This is a genomic window from Bradyrhizobium genomosp. III, assembly GCF_000261705.1.
GTDB classification, from domain to species: Bacteria; Pseudomonadota; Alphaproteobacteria; order Rhizobiales; family Xanthobacteraceae; genus Bradyrhizobium; species Bradyrhizobium ottawaense.
In genome coordinates, this window is the sequence record NZ_AJQF01000234.1 from 1 (window position 1) to 21,584 (window position 21,584).

A 21,584-nucleotide genomic window follows, 5' to 3' on the forward strand; every position below is an offset into this window, starting at 1 on the left:
GCGATATTCGGTGCGCGCCTCCACCGCGCGGGCGCGCAAATCGTCCCAGTCATCGATGGTGCCGTCGCCGCGACCGAGCCACGTCAGCGCGACGAGATCAAGCTGCTCGTCCTCGTTCAAGGCGATCATGAAGCTGCCGAGCTCTTGGACGACAGGATCGGAGCCATCATCTTCAAGGACGTCGACCGCGTCGTCATCGGTCGGGTTCGAGCCGGAATCCGGATCGGAATCCCCCTCTTTGACGTCGAATTCACGCGCCTTCTCGATGATGAAGGCGACTTTCTCCGCGGAAATCGCAAGCTCTGGCATGGCTTCCTCTTCGGCTTTTTCCTGGGGTTCCCGCGATAACGCCGCACCGCGTCAGATGATCCATTGCGCTCGATGACGGAAACGGCGCATCTTTCGGCATCAAGGCAAAAACATGGGAAGGCGGCGGATGCAGTGGAAGGTCGGCCAGGTCAAAATCACCAAGATTGTGGAGCTGGAGACGGTCGGCTCGACCCGCTTCATCCTGCCGCTCGCGAGCAACGCAGAGATCCAGAAACTTCCCTGGCTGATCCCGCATTTCGCCACCGAAGAGGGCCGGCTGAAAATGTCGATCCATTCGCTGGTGCTGGAGACGCCGTCGCGCCGCATCGTTGTCGACACCGGCCTCGGCAACGACAAGCAGGGCCGCAATGTTCCGACCTGGAACAACCGCACCACGCCGTTCCTCGCGACGATGATGGCAGCCGGTTTTGCGCCGGACAGCATCGACACTGTGCTGTGCACGCATCTTCACGTCGATCATGTCGGCTGGAATACGCGGCTGGTCGACGGCCGATGGGTGCCGACCTTTGCCAAGGCACGCTATGTCTTCGGCAAGACCGAATACGAGCACTGGCTGGAACATTCGACCGAGCCGGACAAGCGAGCCGTGTTCGAGGATTCCGTGCAGCCGATCGTCGACGCCGGCCGGGCCGATCTGATCCCGAGCGACCACCAGCTCTGCGGGGAGATCAGCATGATCCCGACCCCCGGCCACAGTCCCGGCCATATGAGCATTCTCATCCGATCGGACGGTAAGCAGGGCCTGCTCACGGGTGACGTCGCCCATCACCCCTGCCAGATGGCGCATCTCGACTGGTCCTCGACCGCGGACTCCGACCAGAGCCAATCTGCAAAGACACGGCGCGAATTGTTCGGCCACTTTGCCGACACGCCGACCTTGGTGATCGGCGGCCATTTCTCGGCCGGGCATATCAGGCGGGATGGAGAGGCGTTCAGGTTTGTGGCGCTGGCCTAGGTCTCGTGCCCCGGATGCTGCGCAGCACGAAGTGATGCGCTGCTAAGCCGGGCCCATGTATCTGGATCCCGGCTCTGCGTCGCGTCATTTCATGCCGCGCCGCGTCCGGGACACGAGAGCGCCGTCCGCCCATCGAATCCAGAGGGCTGCAATGCGCCCCGCTCTGGGCGGTTGAATTTCCCCTCGCCCTGTTCCATGAAGCTGCTTAACCGATCGGTCCATTCCTAGGGAGAAACGAGAATGAAGCTTGTTCGTTATGGCGAGAAGGGTGCGGAAAAGCCCGGCCTGATCGACAAATCCGGCCAGTTGCGCGACCTGTCGGCGCATCTGAAGGACCTCACCGGCGAGGCCTATTCGCCCGAGAGCCTGAAGAAGCTGGCAGGCCTAGATCCCGCCTCGCTCCCGGCGGTCTCCGGCAAGCCGCGGTTCGGCGCCCCCGTCACCGGCATCTCGAAATTCGTCGCGATCGGCCTCAACTACTCCGACCATGCCAAGGAGACCGGCGCCGATATCCCGAGCGAGCCGATCATCTTCATGAAGGCCAACACGTCGCTGTCCGGCCCGAACGATGCGGTCGAAAAGCCGCGCGGCTCGACCAAGCTCGACTGGGAAGTCGAGATCGCCGCGATCATCGGCACCCGTGCGAAATATGTCTCGGAAGCCGACGCGCTGAACCACGTCGCCGGCTACTGCGTCTGCAACGACGTCTCCGAGCGCGCCTTCCAGATCGAGCGCCTGGGACAGTGGACCAAGGGCAAGTCGCACGACACGTTCGGCCCGCTCGGACCGTGGCTTGCAACCAAGGACGAGATCAAGGACGTGCAGAACCTGTCGATGTGGCTGGACGTCAACGGCCAGCGCCGCCAGACCGGTTCGACCAAGACCATGATCTTCTCCATGGCCAAGTGCATCTCCTATGTCTCGCAGTTCATGACGCTGCTGCCCGGCGACGTCATCACGACAGGCACCCCGCCCGGCGTCGGCCTCGGCATGAAGCCGCCGACCTTCCTCAATGTCGGCGACGTCGTCAGCCTCGGCATCGAGGGCCTCGGCGAGCAGCGCCAGGAGATCGTTGCGGCGTAAGCCGTGCCCTCATCCTGAGGAGCGCGCAACGCGCGCGTCTCGAAGGATGCGCCACAAGCACAGTCGCCCGACGTTCGCGCCGGGTGAAGAGCGACCGTCCCTCGTTGTCCATCCTTCGAGACGCGCGCCAAGGGGCGCGCTCCTCAGGATGAGGACTGTGTGTCTGGATAGAGGTTATTTCCAATGAAACTCACCTTCTCCCCCGCCTCGCCCTTCGCCCGCAAGGTGCGCATCGCCGCGATCGAGCTCGGGCTGATCGACAAGATCGAGCTCGTGCCCGCAAGCGTCGCGCCGGGCACGGCCAATGAGGACTATTCGAAGATCACGCCGCTGAAGAAGCTGCCGGTGCTGATCACCAATGACGGCGACGTCATTCTGGACTCCTACGTCATCGTCGAATATCTCAACGAGACCGCCGGCGGCGCCCTGATCCCCGGTTACGGTCCCGCGCGCTGGAAGGCCAAGACCAATCATTCCCTGATCAACGGCATGCTCGATTCCATGCTGCTGTGCCGCTACGAGAAGATGGTGCGGCCGCAGGGCCTGCAATGGCAGGCCTGGTCGGACGACCATTGGAACCGGGCATGGACCGGCATGGCGCGGTTCGAGAACATGCCTGAGGTGCTGAACGGCCCGTTCGACATCTCGCAGATCGGCCTCGTCTGCGTGCTCGGCTATGCCGACTTCCGCTTCGCCGATTGCGGCTGGCGCAAGGCCTATCCGAAGCTCGACGCCTTCCATCAGAAGATGCTGGAGCGGCCCTCGGTCAAGATCTCTGTGCCGCCGGCCGCCTAAGGCGCGATGAAGATCATCGCGCTTTAGGGTTGTTGTTTGAGCGTGATCTTGTCGGAAAACCGCTGAACACTTTGCGCTATCGCGGCCCTCCGGGTCCGGATCATGCTGTAAACGCGGAGTTCTCATGAGCCTGAAGTTCTCGGTCGGCGATCTCACCATCCATCGAATCATCGAGCAGGAGACCTCGTTCGTCCCGGCGCTGGAGATGCTGCCGGGGTTGACACCGGAAGTGCTGGCCGAGAACCGGGCATGGATGCGGCAAGCCAGGGCGCTGGACGAGCAGGACGTATTGCTCCTGTGCTTCCAGTCCTACGTGGTGAAGACACCGCATCACACCATCCTGGTCGACAGCTGCATCGGCAACGACAAGCCCCGGCCTCGGCCGAAATGGAACATGAAGACCGACGACACCTATCTGCGCGGGCTGGGCGCCGCCGGCTTTGCGGTCGAGGACATCGACTTCGTGATGTGCACGCATCTGCATGTCGATCACGTCGGCTGGAACACGCGGCTGGAGAACGGCCGCTGGGTGCCGACCTTCCCCAAGGCACGCTACGTCTTCGCCAGGCAGGAATTCGACCACTGGACCGAGCAGAACGCGAAGGCGCAGGTCGCCCCCTTCGCCGACAGCGTGCTGCCGGTGGTTGAGGCCGGACGCCACGAGCTCGTCGGCAATGATCATGAGATCGGCGATCACGTCCGCATCCTGCCGACGCCGGGCCACACGCCGGGGCATATCGCCGTCACGATGGGCCGCGGCAAGGATGATGCAGTGTTCTCCGGCGATCTCATGCACTCGCCGCTGCAGACGCTCTATCCGGAGCTGTCGATCAAGTTCGACGTCGATCCAGCCGCGGCAGCGAAAACGCGGCGCAGCTTCCTGGAGCGCTATTGCGACACCGACACGCTGTGCTGCACCGCGCATTTCCCGTCGCCCTCGGTGGGGAAGATCCGGCGGAAGGGCAATGCGTTCGTGTGTGAGTCCATCTAGCGAGATGCCGTAGGGTGGGCAAAGCAAAGCGTGCCCACCATGCCAGACGCGTCGCGGAAAGATGGTGGGCACGGCGCGCGATGCGCGCCTTTGCCCACCCTACGATTCCACCCGAGTGGAGAGACACGATGACCGCACTCCCTGACATCCCCCTGCCCGCCGGAATCCGCTCGCGTTATGTCGACGGCATCAACGGCTTGCGTATGCATGTGCTGGAGGCTGGCTTCGAGACCACGGGGCGGCCGTGCCTCCTCTTGCTGCACGGCTTTCCCGAGCTCGCCTTCTCCTGGCGCAAAATCATGCCGACGCTGGCCGCGGCCGGGTATCACGTGATTGCGCCGGACCAGCGTGGCTATGGCCGCACGACGGGATGGACTGCGGATTACGACGGCGACCTTGCGCCGTTCTCACTCCTCAATCTCGTGCGCGATGCACTCGCCCTGGTGTCGGCGTTCGGCTATAGGCAAGTCGATCTGGCCGGGCATGATTTCGGCAGCCCGGTCGCGGCCTGGTGCGCGCTGATCCGGCCCGACGTGTTTCGTTCGGTGACGATGATGAGCGCGCCGTTCGGCGGACCGCCGGCGCTGCCGTTTGGTACGGTCGATGCTCCGGCAAAGCCTGCGGTGGAGGACCCCGTGCATCGCGAGCTCGCCGCGCTGCCGCGGCCGCGCAAACATTATCAATGGTATTATGCGACACGCCCGGCCAATGCCGACATGCAGCACGCGCCGCAGGGCGTGCATGATTTCCTGCGCGCCTATTATCATCACAAGAGCGCGGACTGGACCGACAACAAGCCTTATCCGTTGGCGTCGTGGTCGGCGGACGAACTCGCAAAGCTGCCAACCTATTACGTGATGGATCTGAACGAGACCATGGCGGAGACGGTCGCCAAGGAGATGCCTTCGCCCGCCGCGATCGCCGCCAACCAATGGCTGCCGGACAGCGACCTCGCCTATTACAGCGCCGAATATGGCCGCACCGGATTCCAGGGCGGGCTGCAATGGTATCGCTACGGCACATCGGGCATGCTCAACAGCGAGATGCAGCTGTTTGCAGCACGCAGCATAGACGTGCCCTCATGCTTCATCTCGGGCAAGCAGGATTGGGGCACTTACCAGCGTCCGGGCGTGTTCGAGGCGATGCAGGGGCGCGGCTGCACAAGGATGCTCGGCTGCCATCTCGTCGACGGCGCCGGCCATTGGGTGCAGCAGGAGCAACCCGCCGAGGTGAGCCGGCTGCTGCTCGACTTCTTGGCCAAAGCCGGCACGGCCTGATTTGACCCGGGAACTCCGGCCCTTTATATAGTTTAGAATAGTTCTAAACTAGTGATGTAGGGCCGCCGTGAAGAATTTTGCCGACCTGACCGAGCGCGAGGTGCTTGCGGTCGCGATCTCCTCCGAGGAGGAGGACAGCCGCATCTACATGACCTTCGCCGAGGACCTTCGCGAGCGTTACCCGGACACGGCAAAAATCTTCGAGGAGATGGCCGAGGAGGAGCGCGGCCACCGGCACATGTTGCTGGAATTGTACGAGCAGCGCTTCGGCAAGCATCTGCCGCCGATCCGGCGCGAGGACGTCAAGGGATTCCTGCGCCGCCGCCCGGTCTGGCTGACCAAGAACCTGTCGCTCGACGCCATCCGCAGGGAAGTCGAGACAATGGAGATGCAGGCGGAGCGCTTCTACGTGAAGGCCGCCGAACAGGCCCAGGACGTCGGCGTGCGCCGCCTGCTCGGCGATCTCGCCGAAGCCGAGAAAGGTCACGAGGAGACAGCCGCAAAGCTGACGGGCGAGATCCTGAATTCCGATGTCCGCGCCGAGGAGGATCGCACCAATCGCCGCATGTTCGTGCTGCAGTACGTGCAGCCGGGCCTTGCCGGATTGATGGACGGATCGGTCTCGACGCTGGCGCCGCTGTTTGCCGCGGCCTTCGCCACCCACCAGAACTGGCAGACGTTTCTTGTGGGCCTCGCCGCATCGATCGGCGCCGGCATCAGCATGGGTTTTGCGGAGGCGCTGTCCGACGACGGATCGCTCACGGGGCGCGGCTCGCCCTGGCTGCGCGGCGTCACCTGCGGCGCGATGACCACCCTCGGCGGCCTCGGCCACACCGCGCCCTATCTGGTGCCGGATCATTGGGCCAACGCGTTCTGGATCGCAACGGCGATCGCCTGCGTCGTCGTGTTCTTCGAATTGTGGGCGATCGCCTTCATTCGCTCCCGCTATATGGATACGCCGTTCCTCCAGGCCGTATTCCAGATCGTGCTCGGCGGCGCGATCGTGCTCGCGGTGGGCGTGTTGATCGGGGCGGCGTAGTGGCCTCACATTCGCTGTCATTGCCCGCCCCTGTGCGCAATTGCGGACTAGGCGGGCGATGACGGCGAATTCCTGAACTCCTTCCGTTCCGTCTCGCCGGCACATCAATCGCGATCAAACAGTCGTTGCAGCACTCGGGCAAACTGCGCATCATCCTCCGACAACGAGAGCAGGAGAAGCGCCGTGACCAGATCGGAATGGAGTTTCAAGAGCGCGGTCGAACTTTCGGCCGCATTGACCGCAAAGAAGGTCTCCGCGGTCGAGCTTACCCAGGATGCCATCGACCGCATCGAGCGTCACGACGGCAAGGTCAACGCGATCTGCGTGCGGGATTTTGATCGCGCCCGCAGTGCGGCACGCGAGGCGGATGTGGCGCTGGCGCGCGGCGAAAGAAAACCGCTGCTCGGAATTCCGGTGACGGTGAAAGAATCCTTCAACATCGCGGGCCTGCCCACAACTTGGGGCTGGACGCCGCAAAAGGATTTCAAGCCGACCGAGGACGCGCTGTCGATCTCCCGGGTGAAGAACGCCGGCGGCGTCATTCTCGGCAAGACCAACGTTCCCGTGGGCTTGGGGGACTGGCAGAGCTACAACGACATCTACGGCACGACGAACAATCCATACGATCTCGGCCGCACGCCCGGCGGCTCATCAGGCGGCTCGTCGGCAGCGCTGGCGGCCGGCTACGGACCGCTCTCGCTCGGATCCGACATCGGCGGCTCGCTGCGCGTGCCGGCATTCCATTGCGGCGTCTATGCGCACAAGCCGACATACAATCTCTGTCCGACGCGCGGCCATACGCCGCCGCCATTTCCTGCGGTCCCGATGGAACGCGATATGGCGGTGATCGGCCCGATGGCCCGGAGTGCGGCCGATCTGACGCTGCTGCTGGACGTGATGGCCGGTCCCGATCCGGTCGACCTCGGCATCGGATAAAAGCTGGCGCTGCCGGACGCACGCCACGACAGGCTGAAGGATTTCCGCCTGCTCGTGATCAACAGCCATCCGTTGCTGCCTGCGAATTCCGACATTCGCGGCGCGATCGAGACGCTGGCCGGGCGATTGACGGGCGCCGGCGCGAGCGTCGCGCGCGAAAGCCCGCTGTTTCCGGACTTCAAGGAAGCCTCGCGCCTCTACATGCGCATGCTGATGGGCTTTCTCGGCGCGTTCTTTCCGCCGGATATTCTCGCCGGCGCGCGGGCCGGTGCGGCGCAGCTCTCACCCGAGGACAAGAGCCTTGCTGCGGAGCGACTGCGCGGCATGACCTCCAGCCATCAGGCCTGGGTGTTCGACGAGGGCGCGCGCGCCGGGCTACGCGCGCAGTGGCGGCAATTGTTCCGGACATTCGATGCGGTGATCTGCCCGATCATGCCGACTCCCGCTTATCCGCATGATCATTCGCCGGAGCAGGAGAAGCGCCGGATCAATATCGACGGCAAGGACCATGTTTATCCGGACCAGCTTGCCTGGCCCGGCATCGCCACGCTGACGGGCTTGCCGGCCACGGCCGTTCCGCTCGGCCTGTCGAAGGACGGGCTGCCGGTCGGCGTGCAGATCATCGGCCCCTTCCTCGAAGACCGTACGCCGCTCAGGCTCGCTGAACTGATCGAGCGTGAGTTCGGCGGGTTCCAGCCGCCGCCATTATTCAATGATTAGTTCTTCCCGTCATCGCGAGCGAAGCGAAGCAATTCAGAATCTTTCGAAGTGACAGTCTGGATTGCTTCGTCGCCAGCGAAAAAATTGCTTCGCAATTTTGTCGCGGGCTCCTCGCAATGACGGAGGACGACAACGTCGCGATTCCGGGCTCGCGCGTCGCGCGCCCCGGAATGACGGAAAGGAAGCACCATGAGCCAGGACCTCGATCAACTGACCGCCCTCAACCGTGACTACGTTGCCTCCGTGCAGAACTGCGACGTCAAGCGTTTCGACGAAATCCTGGCGACGGAGTTTTATTGCTCCAATCCCGACAAGACGCTGGTCGACCGTGCCGCCTTCCTGGAGCAGGCCGCGCGGCCGATCACGATCCGGAACTTGAGAGAGCGCGACGTCATCATCCGCATCATGGGCGACTTCGCCGTCATCCACGCCGCGACGAGCTACACCACGGCGGATGGCCAGCAGGCGACGGGGCGCTACACCGATTGCTGGGCAAAGCAAAATGGCAAGTGGCTCGCGGTGTCGGCACACGTGTCGCGGTGAGGCCGCACGCTGCCTTTCCCCCTCGGGCCGCAGGGCATTCGACGACTGCCATAAAGAGATCGCTAACCAAACAATCTTTTCCCGAGCCATGGGCAAACCGCTGATCTGACATTTATCCAGCTGGCAATCGTTCGCCCGTCAAAATTGCAAGTGACGAGAGGTCCCCTCAGGGCATCGAACTCGAGCATGTCACGAGGACACGCTGCGAAGCTCGGAGTGCTTCCCCGGCGAGGGGTACCGCTCAAATCCGGCGAGAGTGATTGCGTGACAAACGACACAATCGAGATAGGCTCGCTCCGCGACCCCTATCATCGCGTCAATCCAGATGAGACGCTGCCCGAGAGATGGCGCATTCCGATTGCGGTAGCGGTCGGGTGCGGGCTCATGGGCATCGTGCTCCGTTACCTCGCGCGGGAACACGCGACCGCCGACGCCGCCGAATACATCACCTGGTATACCTTCGCGCGAGATCACGGCATTGCCGGGCTGGCCGAGGCTTTCACCAACTACACGCCGTTCTACAGCTACCTCCTGCTGATCACCGCCCGATTTGATGGGCTGGGCCAGCCGCTTTCCCTCGTGAAGATGATCTCGGCCATATTCGAGCTCGGCTGCGCGATCGTTGTGGCCCGGATGGTCTGGCGAGTTACAGGCGTGCCGTTGCGCGCATCCCTGGCCTTCTGCGCGGTGTGGCTTGCGCCGACGGTGCTCTTCAACGGCGCAATGTGGGGACAGGCCGATTCGATCTGGACCTTCTTCGCGCTGATTTCCGTGGCGATATTCATGCGGGACCGAAACGGGGTTTTGCCATTCGCAGTGGCCTGCTCGGTGAAGGCCCAGGGCGTCTTCCTGGGGCCGTTCGTGCTGGGCATGATCCTGCGCCGCAAGATCCACGTGGCATGGCTTGCAGCCATTCCGGCAGTCTATGCGATCCTCGCCATTCCGGTTCTCGTCGCTGGCAGATCCCTGGTCTCCGTACTCGGGATCTATCTCGGCCAGGCCAACACATTTCATCACCTGACCATGAATGCAGCGAATATCTGGGTGTTCGCAGGAGGAACGCCGTACGCGGTCGGAGTCGCCGCCGGCCTCGTGCTCGCGGCGGCGAGCGGGCTCGCCCTATCGATCTTCATCGCACAGTCCAGGCGGACGGGGCCGGAGTTCATTCTGCTGGTCGCGTGCGTATCGCTCATCCTCATGCCGTACCTGCTTCCGAAGATGCACGAGCGCTATTTCTACGGCTTCGAGCTTGCGGCGATCGCCCTGGCCTGCCTCAATCTGCGTTATCTGCCGTTCGCAGTGATTGCCCAAGTCGATGGCGTGTTATCCTACCTCGCATTCGAGAGCGAGATCGTCATGGGTCTGTTGCCGGCGGCGCTCTGCAACACCTTTCTGGTGTTCTACCTCGTGCTCGATCTCCGGCATGGCGAACGTGGATTTCGCTTTCCAAGGTTTGCCTGGCTTGGCTTCACCGCGTCGACTGCGGGATTGTTCTCCTATTTGCTGTTCGCGGGTCCCGGCCTGAACGTATCCGTCGCGTATATGCTCGTCGCCGGACTTGCCACGGCCATGACGCTGCTCCTCGTAAAGGAGCAGCGTTGCGCCTCAGCCGACAGTCCGGCCGCATCGCGTTGATTTCAATTTTCGGGCGGCGCCGGCGTCGGTTGTGCTAGCTGTCGAACACGATTACGCTGCGCAGCGTCTTGCCGGCTTTCATGTTAGCAAAGCCCTCGTTGATCTCGGACAGCTTCAATTTCGCCGAGATCCAGTCCTCCAGATGCAGCCGTCCGCGCAGGTAGAAGTCAACCAGGCGCGGCATGTCGACGCGAAAATGGTTCGAGCCCATCGAGGAGCCCTGGATCCGGCGCTCGCGCAGGAAATCGAAACCGTGCAGCTCGATCTTCTGGCCGAACGGGATCATGCCGACGATGGTGGCGGTGCCGCCGGAGGCGAGCATGCCGAATGCCTGCTCGGCGGTCTCCTTGCGGCCGAGCACCTCGAAGGAATGATGCACGCCGCCATTGGTGAGATCGCGCACCTGCTTCACGACGTCGCCGTCGGCGGGGTTGATGATGTCGGTCGCACCCAGCTTGGTCGCGAGCTGGAGTTTTGCCGGATTGGTGTCGATGGCGATGATGCGGCCGGCGCCCGCGATCTGCGCGCCGTTGATCGCGGCCATGCCGACACCGCCGCAGCCGATCACGGCCACGGTCTCGCCGGCCGTCACCTTCGCGGTATTCACCACCGCACCATAGCCGGTGATGACGCCGCAGCCGATCAGCGCGGCTAGATCGAGCGGCATTTCTTTCCGGATCTTGACGATCGCGTTCTCGTGCACCAGCATCTGTTCTGCAAAGGACGACAGATTGAGGAACTGGTGCAGCTTCTCAGGCTTGGACCACTGCATCCGGTTTGAGGCGCCCGGCAGCAACTTCACGGTGGTGTCGGTGCAGAGCACGGTGCGGCCCGTGGTGCAGTTGTCGCAGGTGCCGCAGAACACCGACAGGCAAGTGACGACGTGGTCACCCGGCTTGACGTAAGTGACATCGGAGCCGACCTGCTCGACCACGCCGGCGGACTCGTGGCCGAGCACCGCGGGCAGCGGATGCGGATAGAGCCCTTCCATGAAATGCAGGTCGGAGTGACAGAGCCCGGCGACCGTGGTGCGGATCAGGACTTCGCGCGGGCCCGGCTTCGGCAGGCTGACGTCCTCGATGACGAGCGGCTGGTTGACTTCATAGAGGACGGCGGCCTTCATCGAGCACTCCCTGTCGCGTTTCTTGGTTTGATCGTGGCGTGCAGCCTACGCTGCCAGAACCAGTTCGCCAACCTCGCTCATGCCGGCTGAGCTGTCGCCAAGCAGCAGCGCGGCGATCCTGGCCTGCGTGGCATTTTCCGTGAGCCGGAACGGATCGCTCGGTGCCACCCGATGGTCGATCACCAGCCGCGACAACAGCAGCCGGCGCGCATCGCCGCGCATCTCGTGGATGCGATGTGCCTCCCAGGCGAGAGCGACGGCGCTGGCGACATGATAGAGCAGGCTCGTCGCACGACGCGCATCGGCCTCGTTCTCGGATGTCGCCGCAACCTCGCGCGCGAAGCCGACGGCACGATCGACGAAGCCGCGCAGCTTGTCGCGCCAGGCCTGCGGCACGGAAGCGCTGTCGTCGAGTCGCGCATGCAGATCGGCCGCGAGCGCGGATTCCGCACCATGCCGGCCGACTGCGCGCCTGAGCGCATCGATCGCGACGATATTGCCGGTGCCTTCCCAGACCGAGCCGAGATGCGCATCGCGCAGCAGGCGCGGCGTCGCGAATTCCTCGATGTAGCCGATGCCGCCGCGCATCTCGAGCGCATCGCCGCAGACCTTTCGCGCATCGCGCGTGGCGCGGAATTTCAGGGTCGGCGTCAGGATCCGCAACAATGCCGCCGCATCCTGGCTGCCGGCCTCGGCGCGGTCGAGCGCGTCCGCAGTCAGGAAGCTCATCGACAGCGCCTGCTCGACCGGCAGCATGATCTTCAGCATCTGGCGCCGGCCGAGCGGCAGGTCGATGATGCGCTGGCCGAACACGACGCGGTTTGTCGCGACCGTCATCGCATCATGATAGGCGCGGCGCATCAGCGCGGTGGATTTGACGCCGTTGGAGAGCCGCGACGAATTCACCATCTCGGCCATCTGCACGAAGCCGCGGTCGAGCTTGCCGACCGCGTAGGCGATGGCGCCTTCGAGCTTGATCTCGCCGGAGGCCATCGAGCGGGTGCCGAGCTTGTCCTTGAGACGCACGATCCGGTAGTGGTTCTGCGCGCCGTCGTCGAGGAAGCGCGGCATCAGGAACAGGCCGACGCCGCGCGTGCCGGGGCCAGCGCCCTCGGGGCGCGCCAGCAGCATCACGACCTCAGCGTCGGCATTCGAGCAGAACCATTTTTCGCCAGTGAGGCGCCAATGGTCGCCCTCCTGCACGGCGCGCGTGGTCAGCGTGCCGACGTCGGAGCCGCCCTCCTTCTCGGTCATGAACTGGCCGCCTTGCGTCAACCTGCTCATGTCGGTCTGGGTCAGGCCGTCCAGATATTTCGCCTTCAGCGCCTCGCTGCCGAAATTTGCCAGCAGCTTGGCGCAGCCATCGGTGACGTTGATCGGGCACCCCATGCCGAATTCGGTCTGGTTGAAAAGAAACGTGAAGGCGTGCTTGGCGACGACAGGATATTTGTCCGGCCAGCCCATGATGCCCTTGCGGATCGAGAGCGCGTGGATGCCGAACTCGCCGAACGCCGCGTTCTCCAGTTCGCGATAAGCCGGGTGATATTCGATCCACTGCACGTCGCGGCCGAACTTGTCGCGCTGGTGCAGCACCGGCGTATGACGGTCGGCAAGCCGCGCGCAGTCGTCGAGGCGGCCTCCGGCGAGTTCGCCGAGGCGATCGAGATGCGGCTCGATATGGCGGAACAGATTTTCCGGCAGATGGATACGCAGCAGGTCGGTCAGCGCGGGATCGGCGCGGTAGAAGTTCATGCCTGTGGTGTCGGGCGCCAGCAGACCGGACTGCTCGGCCGCGACATTCCTTGGCTGCGCTGGGGCCGGCTTATGCATGATCGTCCTCTTCGTTTCCGCCTTGCGGACATTCCGCGCCACTTTAGCGCTTGCCGCTTGGGATGATGTCGATCATGCTCCAGTCGCGGGGTGCGATAAAGCCGCAAATCGTCAGGGAGGCATGATCACCGTGAAGGAGCAATTCGCTCTGCGGAATTGTGATCGCGACGGCTGGCTGTTCGCAAAAGCCATGCATAAATCAGGAGCTTCCTGCTTCCGAGAGACCACACCATGGAACATCCGAAATACAAGATCGCCCTTATCGTCGGCGCCGGCGAAGGCCTGAGCGCTTCGCTGGCGCGCTTGCTGGCTGCGCAAGGCGTTCGCGTCGCGCTCGCCGCGCGCAAGATCGAGAAGCTGGGCGCGCTCTGCAGCGAGACCGGCGCCAAGGCCTATGCCTGCAACGCGACCGAGCCCGACGAGGTGGAGCGCCTGTTCGGCCTCGTCGAGCGCGAGATCGGCACGCCCGACCTCGTCGTCTACAACGCCAGCGGCCGCACCCGCGGGCCGTTCGTCGATCTCGTTCCGGCCGATGTGGCGCAGGCGATCGCGATCAGCGCCTATGGCGGCTTCCTGGTGGCGCAGCAGGCGGCAAAACGCATGCTGCCGAACAAGCACGGCGCGATCCTGTTCACCGGCGCCTCGGCCAGCGTCAAGGGATATGCGCAGTCGGCCTCCTTCGCGATGGGCAAGTTCGCGCTGCGCGGCCTCGCGCAGAGCCTGGCGCGCGAATTGTCGCCGCAAGGCATTCATGTCGCGCATTTTGTGATCGACGGCGGCATCCGCAGCGCGGCGCGGACGGAAGCCGAAGACAAGCCGGATTCGATGCTCGATCCCGACGCGATCGCGCAGAGCTATTGGAACGTGTTGCAGCAGCCGCGCAGCGCCTGGAGCTGGGAGCTCGAGCTGCGGCCCTGGGTGGAGAAGTTTTGAGGACGAGATGCCGTAGGGTGGGTTAGCCGAAGGCGTAACCCACCAAGGTCCGTCGACGAGGAGAGTAAGTTGGTGGGTTACGCCGAGCAGATGCGCGTCGCGCATCTGCAGGGCTAACCCACCCTACAAAGGCAGGGAATCATGACCACCGAAACCGTCATCGACACCGGCACCAATGAACTCCTCTGCGTCATCCGCGACCGCGTCGCGGTGATCACGCTGAACCGGCCGGAGGCGCGCAATTCGCTGTCGGACACGCTGACGCCGGCGCTGCGCACGATGATCCGGACCTGCGGCGAGAATCCCGATGTCGGCGCGCTCTTGCTCACCGGCGCCGGCGAAGCGTTCTGCGCCGGCGGCAACGTCAAGGGCATGGGCGCGCATCGCGACCCGAGGAAGCTCGAAATGTCGTTCGACGACAAGGTCGCCGATCTGCAGGAGCGGCAGCGGCTGCTCACCGGCGCGCTGGTGTCGGTGCGCAAGCCGACCATCGCTGCCCTCCCCGGCCCCGCGGTCGGCGCCGGGCTTGCCATCGCGATGGCCTGCGACATCCGCATCGCCGCGCAATCGGCCTTCGTCGCCACCGGCTATGCCCGCATTGCGCTCTCCGGCGATTACGGCATCGCCTGGCTGCTCACCCGTCTCGTCGGCACCGCGCGGGCGCGCGAGCTGATGTTCACCGGCGATCGCGTCGATGCGGTGCGGGCCGAAGCGATCGGCCTCGTCAACCGCGTCGTGCCCGATGACAGGCTGCAAGCCGAAGCCTTCGCGCTGGCCAAGTCGCTCGCCGAAGGCCCGCGCCTGGCGCTGCGCTACATGAAGGACAATCTCGACGAAGCCGTGCTGTTCGACTTCGAAACCGCGCGCGACCACGAAGCCGAACGGCTGGTGCGCCTGACCACGACCGCGGATCACAAGGAGGCCGTGCAGGCCTTCATCGAGAAGCGTAAGGCAGTGTTCACGGGAAAATAGGCACTCGCTTTGCAACAGGCGGTCGAGGCGGGTAACCGGCTGTCATTCCGGGGCGATGCGCAGCATCGAGCCCGGAATCCATCTGGCCGCAAGACACGTCGTGAAATGGATTCCGGGTTCGCGCTACGCGCTCCCCGGAATGACGATGTGGAGAGAGTCTTCGCCCGGACCGCAACCGGGCAAAAAAAAGCCCGGCCCTGGTTCACCCAGAGCCGGGCTTGCAGTGGTGTCAAACCGAGGCTGAGGGGCTTTCGGCCTGACGGGAAAGGGCGGCGAGGCGCCAGCTTGCGCAGGGAATGTCTTTCGGCGCGACCGCGATCTCCTTGCCGAAGCGCACCAGCTTCCAGTCATCGGGATGATTGACGAAGGCGAAACCGGATTTGCGCGCGAGCGAGACCATGGTCTCGTTGGAGCGCAGCGTGTCGCCGAACATGTGCTCGGCGCCGAGCGCAGCCGCGCGGCATTCGAGATTCTTCATCAGCGCGGTGGCGATGCCGTGGCCCTGCCAGCGATCATGGACCGACAGGCCGAATTCGAGCGTCGCGGTTTCGGCGTGCAGCGCATAGCGCGCCTCGGCGACGATGGTCTCGAAGCCGTCGACCATCATGGTCGCAACCACGGAGAAACGTTCGCGCTCGCCGACCTGAAGGAAGTCATGCAGCAGCCCTTTCGGCAGCTCACTGATGGCGCCGAAGAAACGATTGTAGCGGGAGCGGGTCGAGAGCGAGCGGAAATAGTGTTGCAGCTCGTCGGTGTCGCGCGGCTCGACGAAACGGACGTTGAGCGCCGTGCCATCGCGAGTGCGCAGCGTGTCCGAATATTGCTTGAGGTCTTCGAGGCGGAGAGTGCTCATGATACGAGCCCTTCACAAAAGGGACCGCCGGCGCCCCCACAGTCAGGCGGCGCCGGCCTGGCGGCCAATCAGGCCCGCCAGAAGGGTTTGTCAGCCTCGTAGGCAATGTCGGTCCAGGACAGTCCGACGTCCTGAAGATCACGCGCGGTCCATTGGGTGAGCTCGCGCCTGTTGCGATAGCGCTCGTGCCAGACGTGAAGGGTCTCGCCGATCTGCTGGATCAAGCCGGGCGCATGATGATTTGTCATCGAATTGTGGGTCAAGGTAGACATTTTAAGCTCCTGGAGCTAATTTCACCGCTAATATCGGCTTCCTAGTGCAGCGCGACAAACGACAATTTGTACCTTTTCGCATGAAATAACGTCATGTATCCTGCTGCCAAATGACTGCCAGATTGCCGTCCCTGAACGGATTGCGGGCGTTCGAAGCCGCCGCGCGCCATCTCAGCTTCACGCTGGCGGCAAGCGAGCTTAACGTGACGCAGACCGCGATCAGCCATCAGATCCGCAGGCTCGAGGAGGAGCTCGGCATCCGCCTGTTCATCCGGCAGAACCGTGCGCTGGCCCTGACGCCGGAGGCGCGGGACTACCTGCCGGGCGTCCGCGCTGCCTTCAACGACCTCCGGCTTGCGACCGACCGGTTGCTGCGCAAGGACGACGACAAGGTGCTGACGGTCTCGACGCTGGCCTCGCTCGCCGCAAAATGGCTGTTGCCGCGGCTGACGGATTTCCAGGAGCAGCATCCCGGCATCGACGTTCGTATCACCACCTCGACCAGCTTCGTCGACTTCCAGCGCGACAATGTCGATGCCGCCATCCGCTACGGCCGCGGCCAGTGGCCGGGCCTGCGCGCCGACTGGCTGATGGCGGATGAGCTGTTTCCGGTGTGCAGTCCGTCGCTATTGCGTGGCGACAAGCCACTGCGCCGGCCCGAAGATCTGGGAAACCATCCGCTGCTGCACACCTCGAGCGCCAACAGCGACGATTGGCGGCTTTGGCTGACCGCGGCGGGCCTGCCGGCCGACATTGCGAGGCACCCCGGCATCACCTTCGACATGATCTTCATGACCATCCAGGCCGCGATCGACGGCATCGGCGTGGCGATGGGACGGACCTCCTACGTCCAGGACGACATCGCCAAGGGCCGCCTCGTGGTGCCCTTCAAGATCGCGCTGCCGGCCGACGCCGGCTTCTACCTGGTCGCGCCCGAGGGGCGCCGCGAAGCGCCGAAGCTGACCGCATTCCGCCAATGGATGCTCGCTGCGACGCAAAATAAAGCCTGAAAAATCATCAGCTTCCTCCCAAAAACGGATTGACTCGGCCCGCCTCGCGCGGGAAGAGGCGTGGCAGATTGTCGCAGTCTCTGTCGCCTTGCCGTGGGATGATTTCCCGGTCCGGCCAGACCTTTCCAAGGGGAGCAACGCCATGGCTGGACCAGCCGCATCGACCAATCCACCCGCGATCAAATCACGCATCGGCGCCATCCTGCGCGCCACGTCAGGCAATTTTCTCGAACAGTTCGACTTCTTCCTGTTCGGCTTCTATGCGGCCGCGATCGGCAAGGCGTTCTTCCCCTCCTCTGATGAGACCGCATCGCTGCTCAACACCTTTGGCGTGTTCTGGCTCGGCGCCTTGATGCGGCCGGTCGGCGCGATCGTGCTAGGGGCTTACATCGACCGCATCGGCCGCCGCCAGGGCCTGATCGTCACCCTCGCCATCATGGCCTTCGGCACCGTCGTCATCGCATTCTGCCCGAGCTATGCGACCATCGGCATCGCCGCGCCCATCATCGTGCTGATCGGACGTTTGCTGCAGGGCTTCTCCGCCGGCGTCGAACTCGGCGGCGTGTCGGTGTATCTCTCGGAGATCTCCACGCCGGGCAATCGCGGCTTCTACACCTCGTTCCAGTCGTCGAGCCAGCAGGTCGCGATCTTCGTTGCCTCGATCCTCGGTTACATCCTCTCGGAGGTGATGCCGGCCGACACCGTTGCCGCCTGGGGCTGGCGCATTCCCTTCTTCGTCGGCTGCCTGATCATTCCCCTGATCTTTGTCCTGCGGCGGACGCTGGAGGAGACGCCGGCCTTCCTCGCCATGAAGAAGCATCCGACGGCCCGCGAGGTGTTCGCCTCCGCGCTCGCCAACTGGCGCATCGTCATCCTCGGCATGATGATCGCGATCCTGACCACGACGACGTTCTACTTCGTCACCGTCTACACGCCGACCTTCGGCAAGACCGTGCTGAAGCTGTCGACGCAGGACGCGCTGCTGGTGACGCTGCTCGTCGCCGTGACCAACTTCTTCTGGAACCCAGTCGGCGGCGCGCTCTCCGACCGCATCGGCCGCAAGCCTGTGCTGCTCACCATCGCCGGCCTGTCGCTCGTCACGGCCTACCCTGCGCTGCACTGGCTGGTGGCGGCGCCGAGCTTCGGCAAGCTGCTCGCCGTCGAGATGATGTTCTCGTTCTATTTCGGCGTCTACAGCGGCACTATGCTCGGCGCGCTGGTCGAGATCGTGCCGGCGGATGTGCGCACCACCTGCTTCTCGCTCGCCTTCGCGCTCGCCGCCGCCCTGTTCGGCACCTTCACGCCGTTCGCCTCGACCTTGCTGATCGAGCATACCGGCGACAAGGCCTCGCCCGGCTTCTGGCTGATGCTCGCTGCGCTGCTTGGAATCATCGCGGCCTCGACGGTGTATCGCGGCGGCGGCAAGGCCGTGCCGACTTATGATGCGGAGCCGGTTGCGGGGCACTAACCGTCATTCCGGGGCGCCTCGAAGAGGCGAGCCCGGAATCCATTTCGCTCATTCCCGTCGCACGATGGATTCCGGGCTCAGCCCTTCGGGCTGCCCCGGAATGACCAACTGGCTACAACTCCACCACCACGTAATCGCTCTCGACCTTCACCGGGATCGTCTCCGCGACATACGGCCCCTTCACGACGCTCGCACCCGGCTCGACATGGGCCGGGTAGGCCTTCACGCGGAAGCGGCGGGGATCGCAATAGGACTGACCGGTGCGGATGTCGAACTCCCAGCCGTGCCAGGGGCAGCGGATGATCTCGCCGAGTTTTGTATACTCGATCTCGCCGGGCTCCTTCGACTGCGCGAGACCGATCAGCGGGCCCTCGCACAGCGCCGCGCCCTGATGCGGGCAACGGTTCATCAGACCGAAATATTCACCCTTGATGTTGAAGACCGCGATCGGCCGCCCGTCGATCTCCAGAAATTTTCGCGTCCCCGGCGGCAGTTCGTCGACCGGCGCGATCACATGCCGCGCCATCAACCAATCCCGTACAGCGCGCGCGCATTGCCGAGGTAGAACGCCTCGCGATTGGCCTCGCTGACACCCGCCGGCAACACGCGCGACGGCTCGTCGTAATCCCAATGCGGATAGTCGGTCGCAAACAACAGGCGATCCCAGCCGATCCAGTTGATGACGTCGAACAGATCCTCGCGGCTTTCAGGATCCTCCATCGGCTGCGTCGTCCACCACACCTGCTCGCGAATATACTCCGACGGCGGCCGCTTCACATGCGGCACCTCGCTGCGCAGGCGCTGCCAGGTCTTGTCGAGCCGCCAGGCCAGCGACGGCGCCCAGCCGAAGCCGGCCTCGATCATCACCATCTTCAGTTTCGGGAAGCGCTCGAACACGCCTTCCAAAACAAGACTCGCTAGCGCCGATTGCTGGCATTGCGAGTGACCCACCATCTCCTCGATGTAATAGGACGGCCAGCCCGACGGCGTGATCGGATTGCCGCCGAAGCCGAAGGCGTGGACGCCGACGGGAAGGCCGGCTTCCTCCGCGGCCTGGTAGATCGGCCAGTAACGGCGCTGGCCGAGCGGCTCGACATTGCGGCTGAGCAGCAGCACCTGCACGAAGTTCTTGTCGCCGGCGCGCTCGCGGATTTCGGCGGCGGCCGACAGCCCGTCCTCATTGCCGACGACGATCGAGGCTTTCAGCCGCTTGTCCTTGCTGGTCCATTTGTCGATCTGCCAGTCGTTGATCGCCGAACACAAAGCGGCCGAGAGTTCGTGATTGCGGATGCCCTGCCCGGTGTTGAGCGGATTGAGCACACCCAACTGCACGTTGTTGGGATCGAGCAGTTGCTTCTGCATGAAGGACAGCGAGGAGCCCTGCGGGCCGCCTTCAGGCGGATAGGCATCGCGGCGCGAGGCGTTGGGCTGGGCCTTCGGATAGGGCGGGCCTTCCATCATGCCCTGATAGGCATGGACGCCGTAGACTTCGAGATGATGCTGCCAGCGTTTGGCGAGATAGGGATAAAGCTCGGTGCGGGTGGCGCGTGCCGGATGGATGTCGCAGTCCGCGATCGCGGTTTTGACGGTCAGTGGGGAAGCGGCTTCTTGGCTCTCGCGGAATTGGATATTCATCGCCTTGCCTCCTTTGGCAGCGGGCTCACGTCAGGCGGGGATAGGTCGCATGTGGATTTTCGATCATGATCTTGCGCACGAGATCGGGGGTGAGACCTTCGGGCAGCGCGTCCTGGCCCTCGAACTGCCAGTGCGGATAGTCCGTGGAGAATAGGACCAATTCGTCGGACTGCATATGATCAAACAGGCGAATTAATGTCGCCTCGTCTGGCGGCGCATCAAATGGCTGTAAGGAGAAGCGGATGTTGCTGCGCACAATATCCAGCGGCGCGCGATCAACCCACGGCGTCTCCATCCGCACCCCGCGCCAGAACTTGTGCAGGCGCCAGAGATAGGGAGAGATCCAGGAGACGCCGGATTCCAGCATCACCATTTTCAGGCGCGGATATTTGGCGAACACGCCCTCGACGATCAGGCTGGTGAGCTGGGTCTGGAACGCCTGGGCCTGCCCGACATAGTCCTCGATGTGATAGGAACCCCATCCCACTGCGGTCGGTGGATTGTGATAGGCGGAACCCGCGTGAATGCCGACCGGGAGTTCCAGCCGTTCCGCGGCTTCATAGATCGGCCACAGCGCGCGCTTGCCGAGCGGCGTGTCGCCCATCACAAGCATCAGGACCTGGACGAAGCGCTTATCGTGCGCGCAGCGCTCGATTTCTGCCACGGCCTTCTCGACGCTTTGCGTCGGGATCACGATCGAGCCGCGCAGCCTCTTGTCGCGATCGAGCCACTCCTTCGCCAGCCAGTCGTTCAGCGCGCGGCAGAAGGCGGCCTGCAAATCTTCCGAAAACACCATCTGCACGCCGTAGAGCGGATTGCAGATGGCGTAGCTGAGCTGAAACGGATCGAGCACATGGCGCTGCATGTCGTCGAGGCTCTCGCCCGGCTTGCCGCTCTCGGGGCGCCAGTCGGGCCGCGCCGTAATCGGCGAACTCGGCGGATAGGATTGCGAGATGAGGTCGACCATGCCGCGCGTCGTCACCTGATCGCGCCAATAGTCGTTCAGATGGGGCAGCAGGCTGGTCAGATGCGGCACGGCCGGATGCACGTCGCAATCCACCCCGCCGGCGATCAGGGACGCCATGACGTCTCCCTTCTCACGTTTCCTCGCATGTCTCTTCTTGTACCCGCCATTCAAGCAGGCCTGCCCGTCGCCCGCAACTCAGCCAAGCGTCCTGTCATAT

At 63.9% G+C, this 21,584-nt stretch carries 20 protein-coding genes and 1 pseudogene; 13 read left to right on the plus strand and 8 right to left on the minus strand.

Annotated features, from left to right (window positions below; genetic code table 11):
• Positions 1-309 (minus strand): DUF3775 domain-containing protein (locus IC66_RS0120415; RefSeq protein WP_038948815.1); only part of this gene is annotated, 309 nt, incomplete at its 3' end.
• Between the two features lie 127 nt (positions 310-436).
• Here IC66_RS0120415 and IC66_RS0120420 point away from each other — a divergent pair.
• The 9 genes and pseudogenes from IC66_RS0120420 to IC66_RS0120460 all read left to right on the plus strand — a co-directional run bounded on the left by IC66_RS0120420 (position 437) and on the right by IC66_RS0120460 (position 10,304).
• A complete protein-coding gene (locus IC66_RS0120420; protein ID WP_038948816.1) occupies positions 437-1,285 on the plus strand; it encodes an MBL fold metallo-hydrolase in 849 nt (282 codons plus the stop codon).
• Between the two features lie 240 nt (positions 1,286-1,525).
• A complete protein-coding gene (locus IC66_RS0120425; RefSeq protein WP_038948817.1) occupies positions 1,526-2,368 on the plus strand; it encodes a fumarylacetoacetate hydrolase family protein in 843 nt (280 codons plus the stop codon).
• Positions 2,369-2,551: 183 nt separating this feature from the next.
• Positions 2,552-3,163 (plus strand): glutathione S-transferase family protein, encoded by a 612-nt coding sequence (locus IC66_RS0120430; RefSeq protein WP_028140635.1) that lies wholly within the window; start codon positions 2,552-2,554, stop codon positions 3,161-3,163.
• Between the two features lie 124 nt (positions 3,164-3,287).
• Positions 3,288-4,154, plus strand: a complete 867-nt coding sequence (locus IC66_RS0120435; protein ID WP_038948818.1) for an MBL fold metallo-hydrolase — start codon at positions 3,288-3,290, stop codon at positions 4,152-4,154.
• A gap of 128 nt (positions 4,155-4,282) precedes the next feature.
• Positions 4,283-5,431 carry an alpha/beta hydrolase gene (locus IC66_RS0120440; RefSeq protein WP_038948819.1) on the plus strand — a complete coding sequence of 383 codons (1,149 nt, stop codon included), beginning with the start codon at positions 4,283-4,285 and terminating at the stop codon, positions 5,429-5,431.
• 67 nt (positions 5,432-5,498) lie between these two features.
• Complete coding sequence (gene mbfA / locus IC66_RS0120445; protein ID WP_028140637.1) at positions 5,499-6,470, plus strand: iron exporter MbfA; 972 nt, start codon at positions 5,499-5,501, stop codon at positions 6,468-6,470.
• Between the two features lie 183 nt (positions 6,471-6,653).
• Positions 6,654-8,126: pseudogene (locus IC66_RS0120450) on the plus strand (amidase).
• Between the two features lie 189 nt (positions 8,127-8,315).
• Entirely contained in the window at positions 8,316-8,669 is a 354-nt protein-coding gene (locus IC66_RS0120455) for a nuclear transport factor 2 family protein (RefSeq protein WP_038948820.1), read from the plus strand.
• A 384-nt stretch (positions 8,670-9,053) separates the two neighbouring features.
• Positions 9,054-10,304 carry a hypothetical protein gene (locus tag IC66_RS0120460; RefSeq protein WP_244429131.1) on the plus strand — a complete coding sequence of 417 codons (1,251 nt, stop codon included), beginning with the start codon at positions 9,054-9,056 and terminating at the stop codon, positions 10,302-10,304.
• 34 nt (positions 10,305-10,338) lie between these two features.
• Here the strand turns inward: IC66_RS0120460 and IC66_RS0120465 are convergent, their stop codons facing one another.
• Positions 10,339-11,427: a Zn-dependent alcohol dehydrogenase gene (locus IC66_RS0120465; RefSeq protein ID WP_028140641.1), complete on the minus strand. Its 1,089-nt coding sequence runs from the start codon at positions 11,425-11,427 to the stop codon at positions 10,339-10,341.
• 45 nt (positions 11,428-11,472) lie between these two features.
• The gene (locus IC66_RS0120470) at positions 11,473-13,257 is read right to left on the minus strand and encodes an acyl-CoA dehydrogenase family protein (protein WP_038948822.1); all 1,785 of its coding nucleotides are present in this window, start codon (positions 13,255-13,257) and stop codon (positions 11,473-11,475) included.
• 231 nt (positions 13,258-13,488) lie between these two features.
• On the opposite strand from IC66_RS0120470, the gene IC66_RS0120480 reads away from it, so the two are divergent.
• Together IC66_RS0120480 and IC66_RS0120485 are read left to right on the plus strand one after the other, a co-directional pair.
• Complete coding sequence (locus tag IC66_RS0120480) at positions 13,489-14,190, plus strand: SDR family oxidoreductase (RefSeq protein WP_038948823.1); 702 nt, start codon at positions 13,489-13,491, stop codon at positions 14,188-14,190.
• A 141-nt stretch (positions 14,191-14,331) separates the two neighbouring features.
• Positions 14,332-15,162 carry an enoyl-CoA hydratase gene (locus IC66_RS0120485; protein WP_028140644.1) on the plus strand — a complete coding sequence of 277 codons (831 nt, stop codon included), beginning with the start codon at positions 14,332-14,334 and terminating at the stop codon, positions 15,160-15,162.
• A gap of 229 nt (positions 15,163-15,391) precedes the next feature.
• Here IC66_RS0120485 and IC66_RS0120490 read toward each other — a convergent pair whose 3' ends face one another.
• The gene (locus IC66_RS0120490; RefSeq protein WP_038948824.1) at positions 15,392-16,015 is read right to left on the minus strand and encodes a GNAT family N-acetyltransferase; all 624 of its coding nucleotides are present in this window, start codon (positions 16,013-16,015) and stop codon (positions 15,392-15,394) included.
• Between the two features lie 68 nt (positions 16,016-16,083).
• Positions 16,084-16,287 carry a DUF1127 domain-containing protein gene (locus tag IC66_RS0120495; protein WP_028140646.1) on the minus strand — a complete coding sequence of 68 codons (204 nt, stop codon included), beginning with the start codon at positions 16,285-16,287 and terminating at the stop codon, positions 16,084-16,086.
• Positions 16,288-16,397: 110 nt separating this feature from the next.
• On the opposite strand from IC66_RS0120495, the gene IC66_RS0120500 reads away from it, so the two are divergent.
• Positions 16,398-17,297, plus strand: coding sequence for a transcriptional regulator GcvA (locus IC66_RS0120500; protein WP_028140647.1), 900 nt, complete (start codon positions 16,398-16,400; stop codon positions 17,295-17,297).
• 142 nt (positions 17,298-17,439) lie between these two features.
• Entirely contained in the window at positions 17,440-18,765 is a 1,326-nt protein-coding gene (locus tag IC66_RS0120505) for an MFS transporter (RefSeq protein WP_038948825.1), read from the plus strand.
• A 112-nt stretch (positions 18,766-18,877) separates the two neighbouring features.
• Here the strand turns inward: IC66_RS0120505 and IC66_RS0120510 are convergent, their stop codons facing one another.
• The 3 genes from IC66_RS0120510 to IC66_RS0120520 are packed head-to-tail and all read right to left on the minus strand — an operon-like array spanning position 18,878 to position 21,484.
• Positions 18,878-19,291, minus strand: a complete 414-nt coding sequence (locus IC66_RS0120510) for a Rieske (2Fe-2S) protein (protein WP_028140649.1) — start codon at positions 19,289-19,291, stop codon at positions 18,878-18,880.
• Positions 19,291-20,400: an amidohydrolase family protein gene (locus IC66_RS0120515; RefSeq protein WP_028140650.1), complete on the minus strand. Its 1,110-nt coding sequence runs from the start codon at positions 20,398-20,400 to the stop codon at positions 19,291-19,293. Before IC66_RS0120515 ends, IC66_RS0120510 begins: the two co-directional genes overlap by 1 nt.
• A gap of 25 nt (positions 20,401-20,425) precedes the next feature.
• A complete protein-coding gene (locus tag IC66_RS0120520) occupies positions 20,426-21,484 on the minus strand; it encodes an amidohydrolase family protein (RefSeq protein WP_038948826.1) in 1,059 nt (352 codons plus the stop codon).
• Positions 21,485-21,584 lie beyond the last annotated feature (100 nt).

Coding starts and splice junctions, on each gene's coding strand:
- IC66_RS0120510 (WP_028140649.1), bottom strand. CDS start 19,291: ATGGCGCGGCATGTGATCGCGCCGGTCGACGAACTGCCGCCGGGGACG.
- IC66_RS0120440 (WP_038948819.1), top strand. CDS start 4,283: ATGACCGCACTCCCTGACATCCCCCTGCCCGCCGGAATCCGCTCGCGT.
- IC66_RS0120420 (WP_038948816.1), top strand. CDS start 437: ATGCAGTGGAAGGTCGGCCAGGTCAAAATCACCAAGATTGTGGAGCTG.
- IC66_RS0120430 (WP_028140635.1), top strand. CDS start 2,552: ATGAAACTCACCTTCTCCCCCGCCTCGCCCTTCGCCCGCAAGGTGCGC.
- IC66_RS0120465 (WP_028140641.1), bottom strand. CDS start 11,427: ATGAAGGCCGCCGTCCTCTATGAAGTCAACCAGCCGCTCGTCATCGAG.
- IC66_RS0120490 (WP_038948824.1), bottom strand. CDS start 16,015: ATGAGCACTCTCCGCCTCGAAGACCTCAAGCAATATTCGGACACGCTG.
- IC66_RS0120425 (WP_038948817.1), top strand. CDS start 1,526: ATGAAGCTTGTTCGTTATGGCGAGAAGGGTGCGGAAAAGCCCGGCCTG.
- IC66_RS0120495 (WP_028140646.1), bottom strand. CDS start 16,287: ATGTCTACCTTGACCCACAATTCGATGACAAATCATCATGCGCCCGGC.
- IC66_RS0120460 (WP_244429131.1), top strand. CDS start 9,054: ATGGGCATCGTGCTCCGTTACCTCGCGCGGGAACACGCGACCGCCGAC.
- IC66_RS0120455 (WP_038948820.1), top strand. CDS start 8,316: ATGAGCCAGGACCTCGATCAACTGACCGCCCTCAACCGTGACTACGTT.
- IC66_RS0120520 (WP_038948826.1), bottom strand. CDS start 21,484: ATGGCGTCCCTGATCGCCGGCGGGGTGGATTGCGACGTGCATCCGGCC.
- IC66_RS0120480 (WP_038948823.1), top strand. CDS start 13,489: ATGGAACATCCGAAATACAAGATCGCCCTTATCGTCGGCGCCGGCGAA.
- IC66_RS0120515 (WP_028140650.1), bottom strand. CDS start 20,400: ATGAATATCCAATTCCGCGAGAGCCAAGAAGCCGCTTCCCCACTGACC.
- IC66_RS0120485 (WP_028140644.1), top strand. CDS start 14,332: ATGACCACCGAAACCGTCATCGACACCGGCACCAATGAACTCCTCTGC.
- IC66_RS0120470 (WP_038948822.1), bottom strand. CDS start 13,257: ATGCATAAGCCGGCCCCAGCGCAGCCAAGGAATGTCGCGGCCGAGCAG.
- IC66_RS0120500 (WP_028140647.1), top strand. CDS start 16,398: ATGACTGCCAGATTGCCGTCCCTGAACGGATTGCGGGCGTTCGAAGCC.
- IC66_RS0120435 (WP_038948818.1), top strand. CDS start 3,288: ATGAGCCTGAAGTTCTCGGTCGGCGATCTCACCATCCATCGAATCATC.
- IC66_RS0120505 (WP_038948825.1), top strand. CDS start 17,440: ATGGCTGGACCAGCCGCATCGACCAATCCACCCGCGATCAAATCACGC.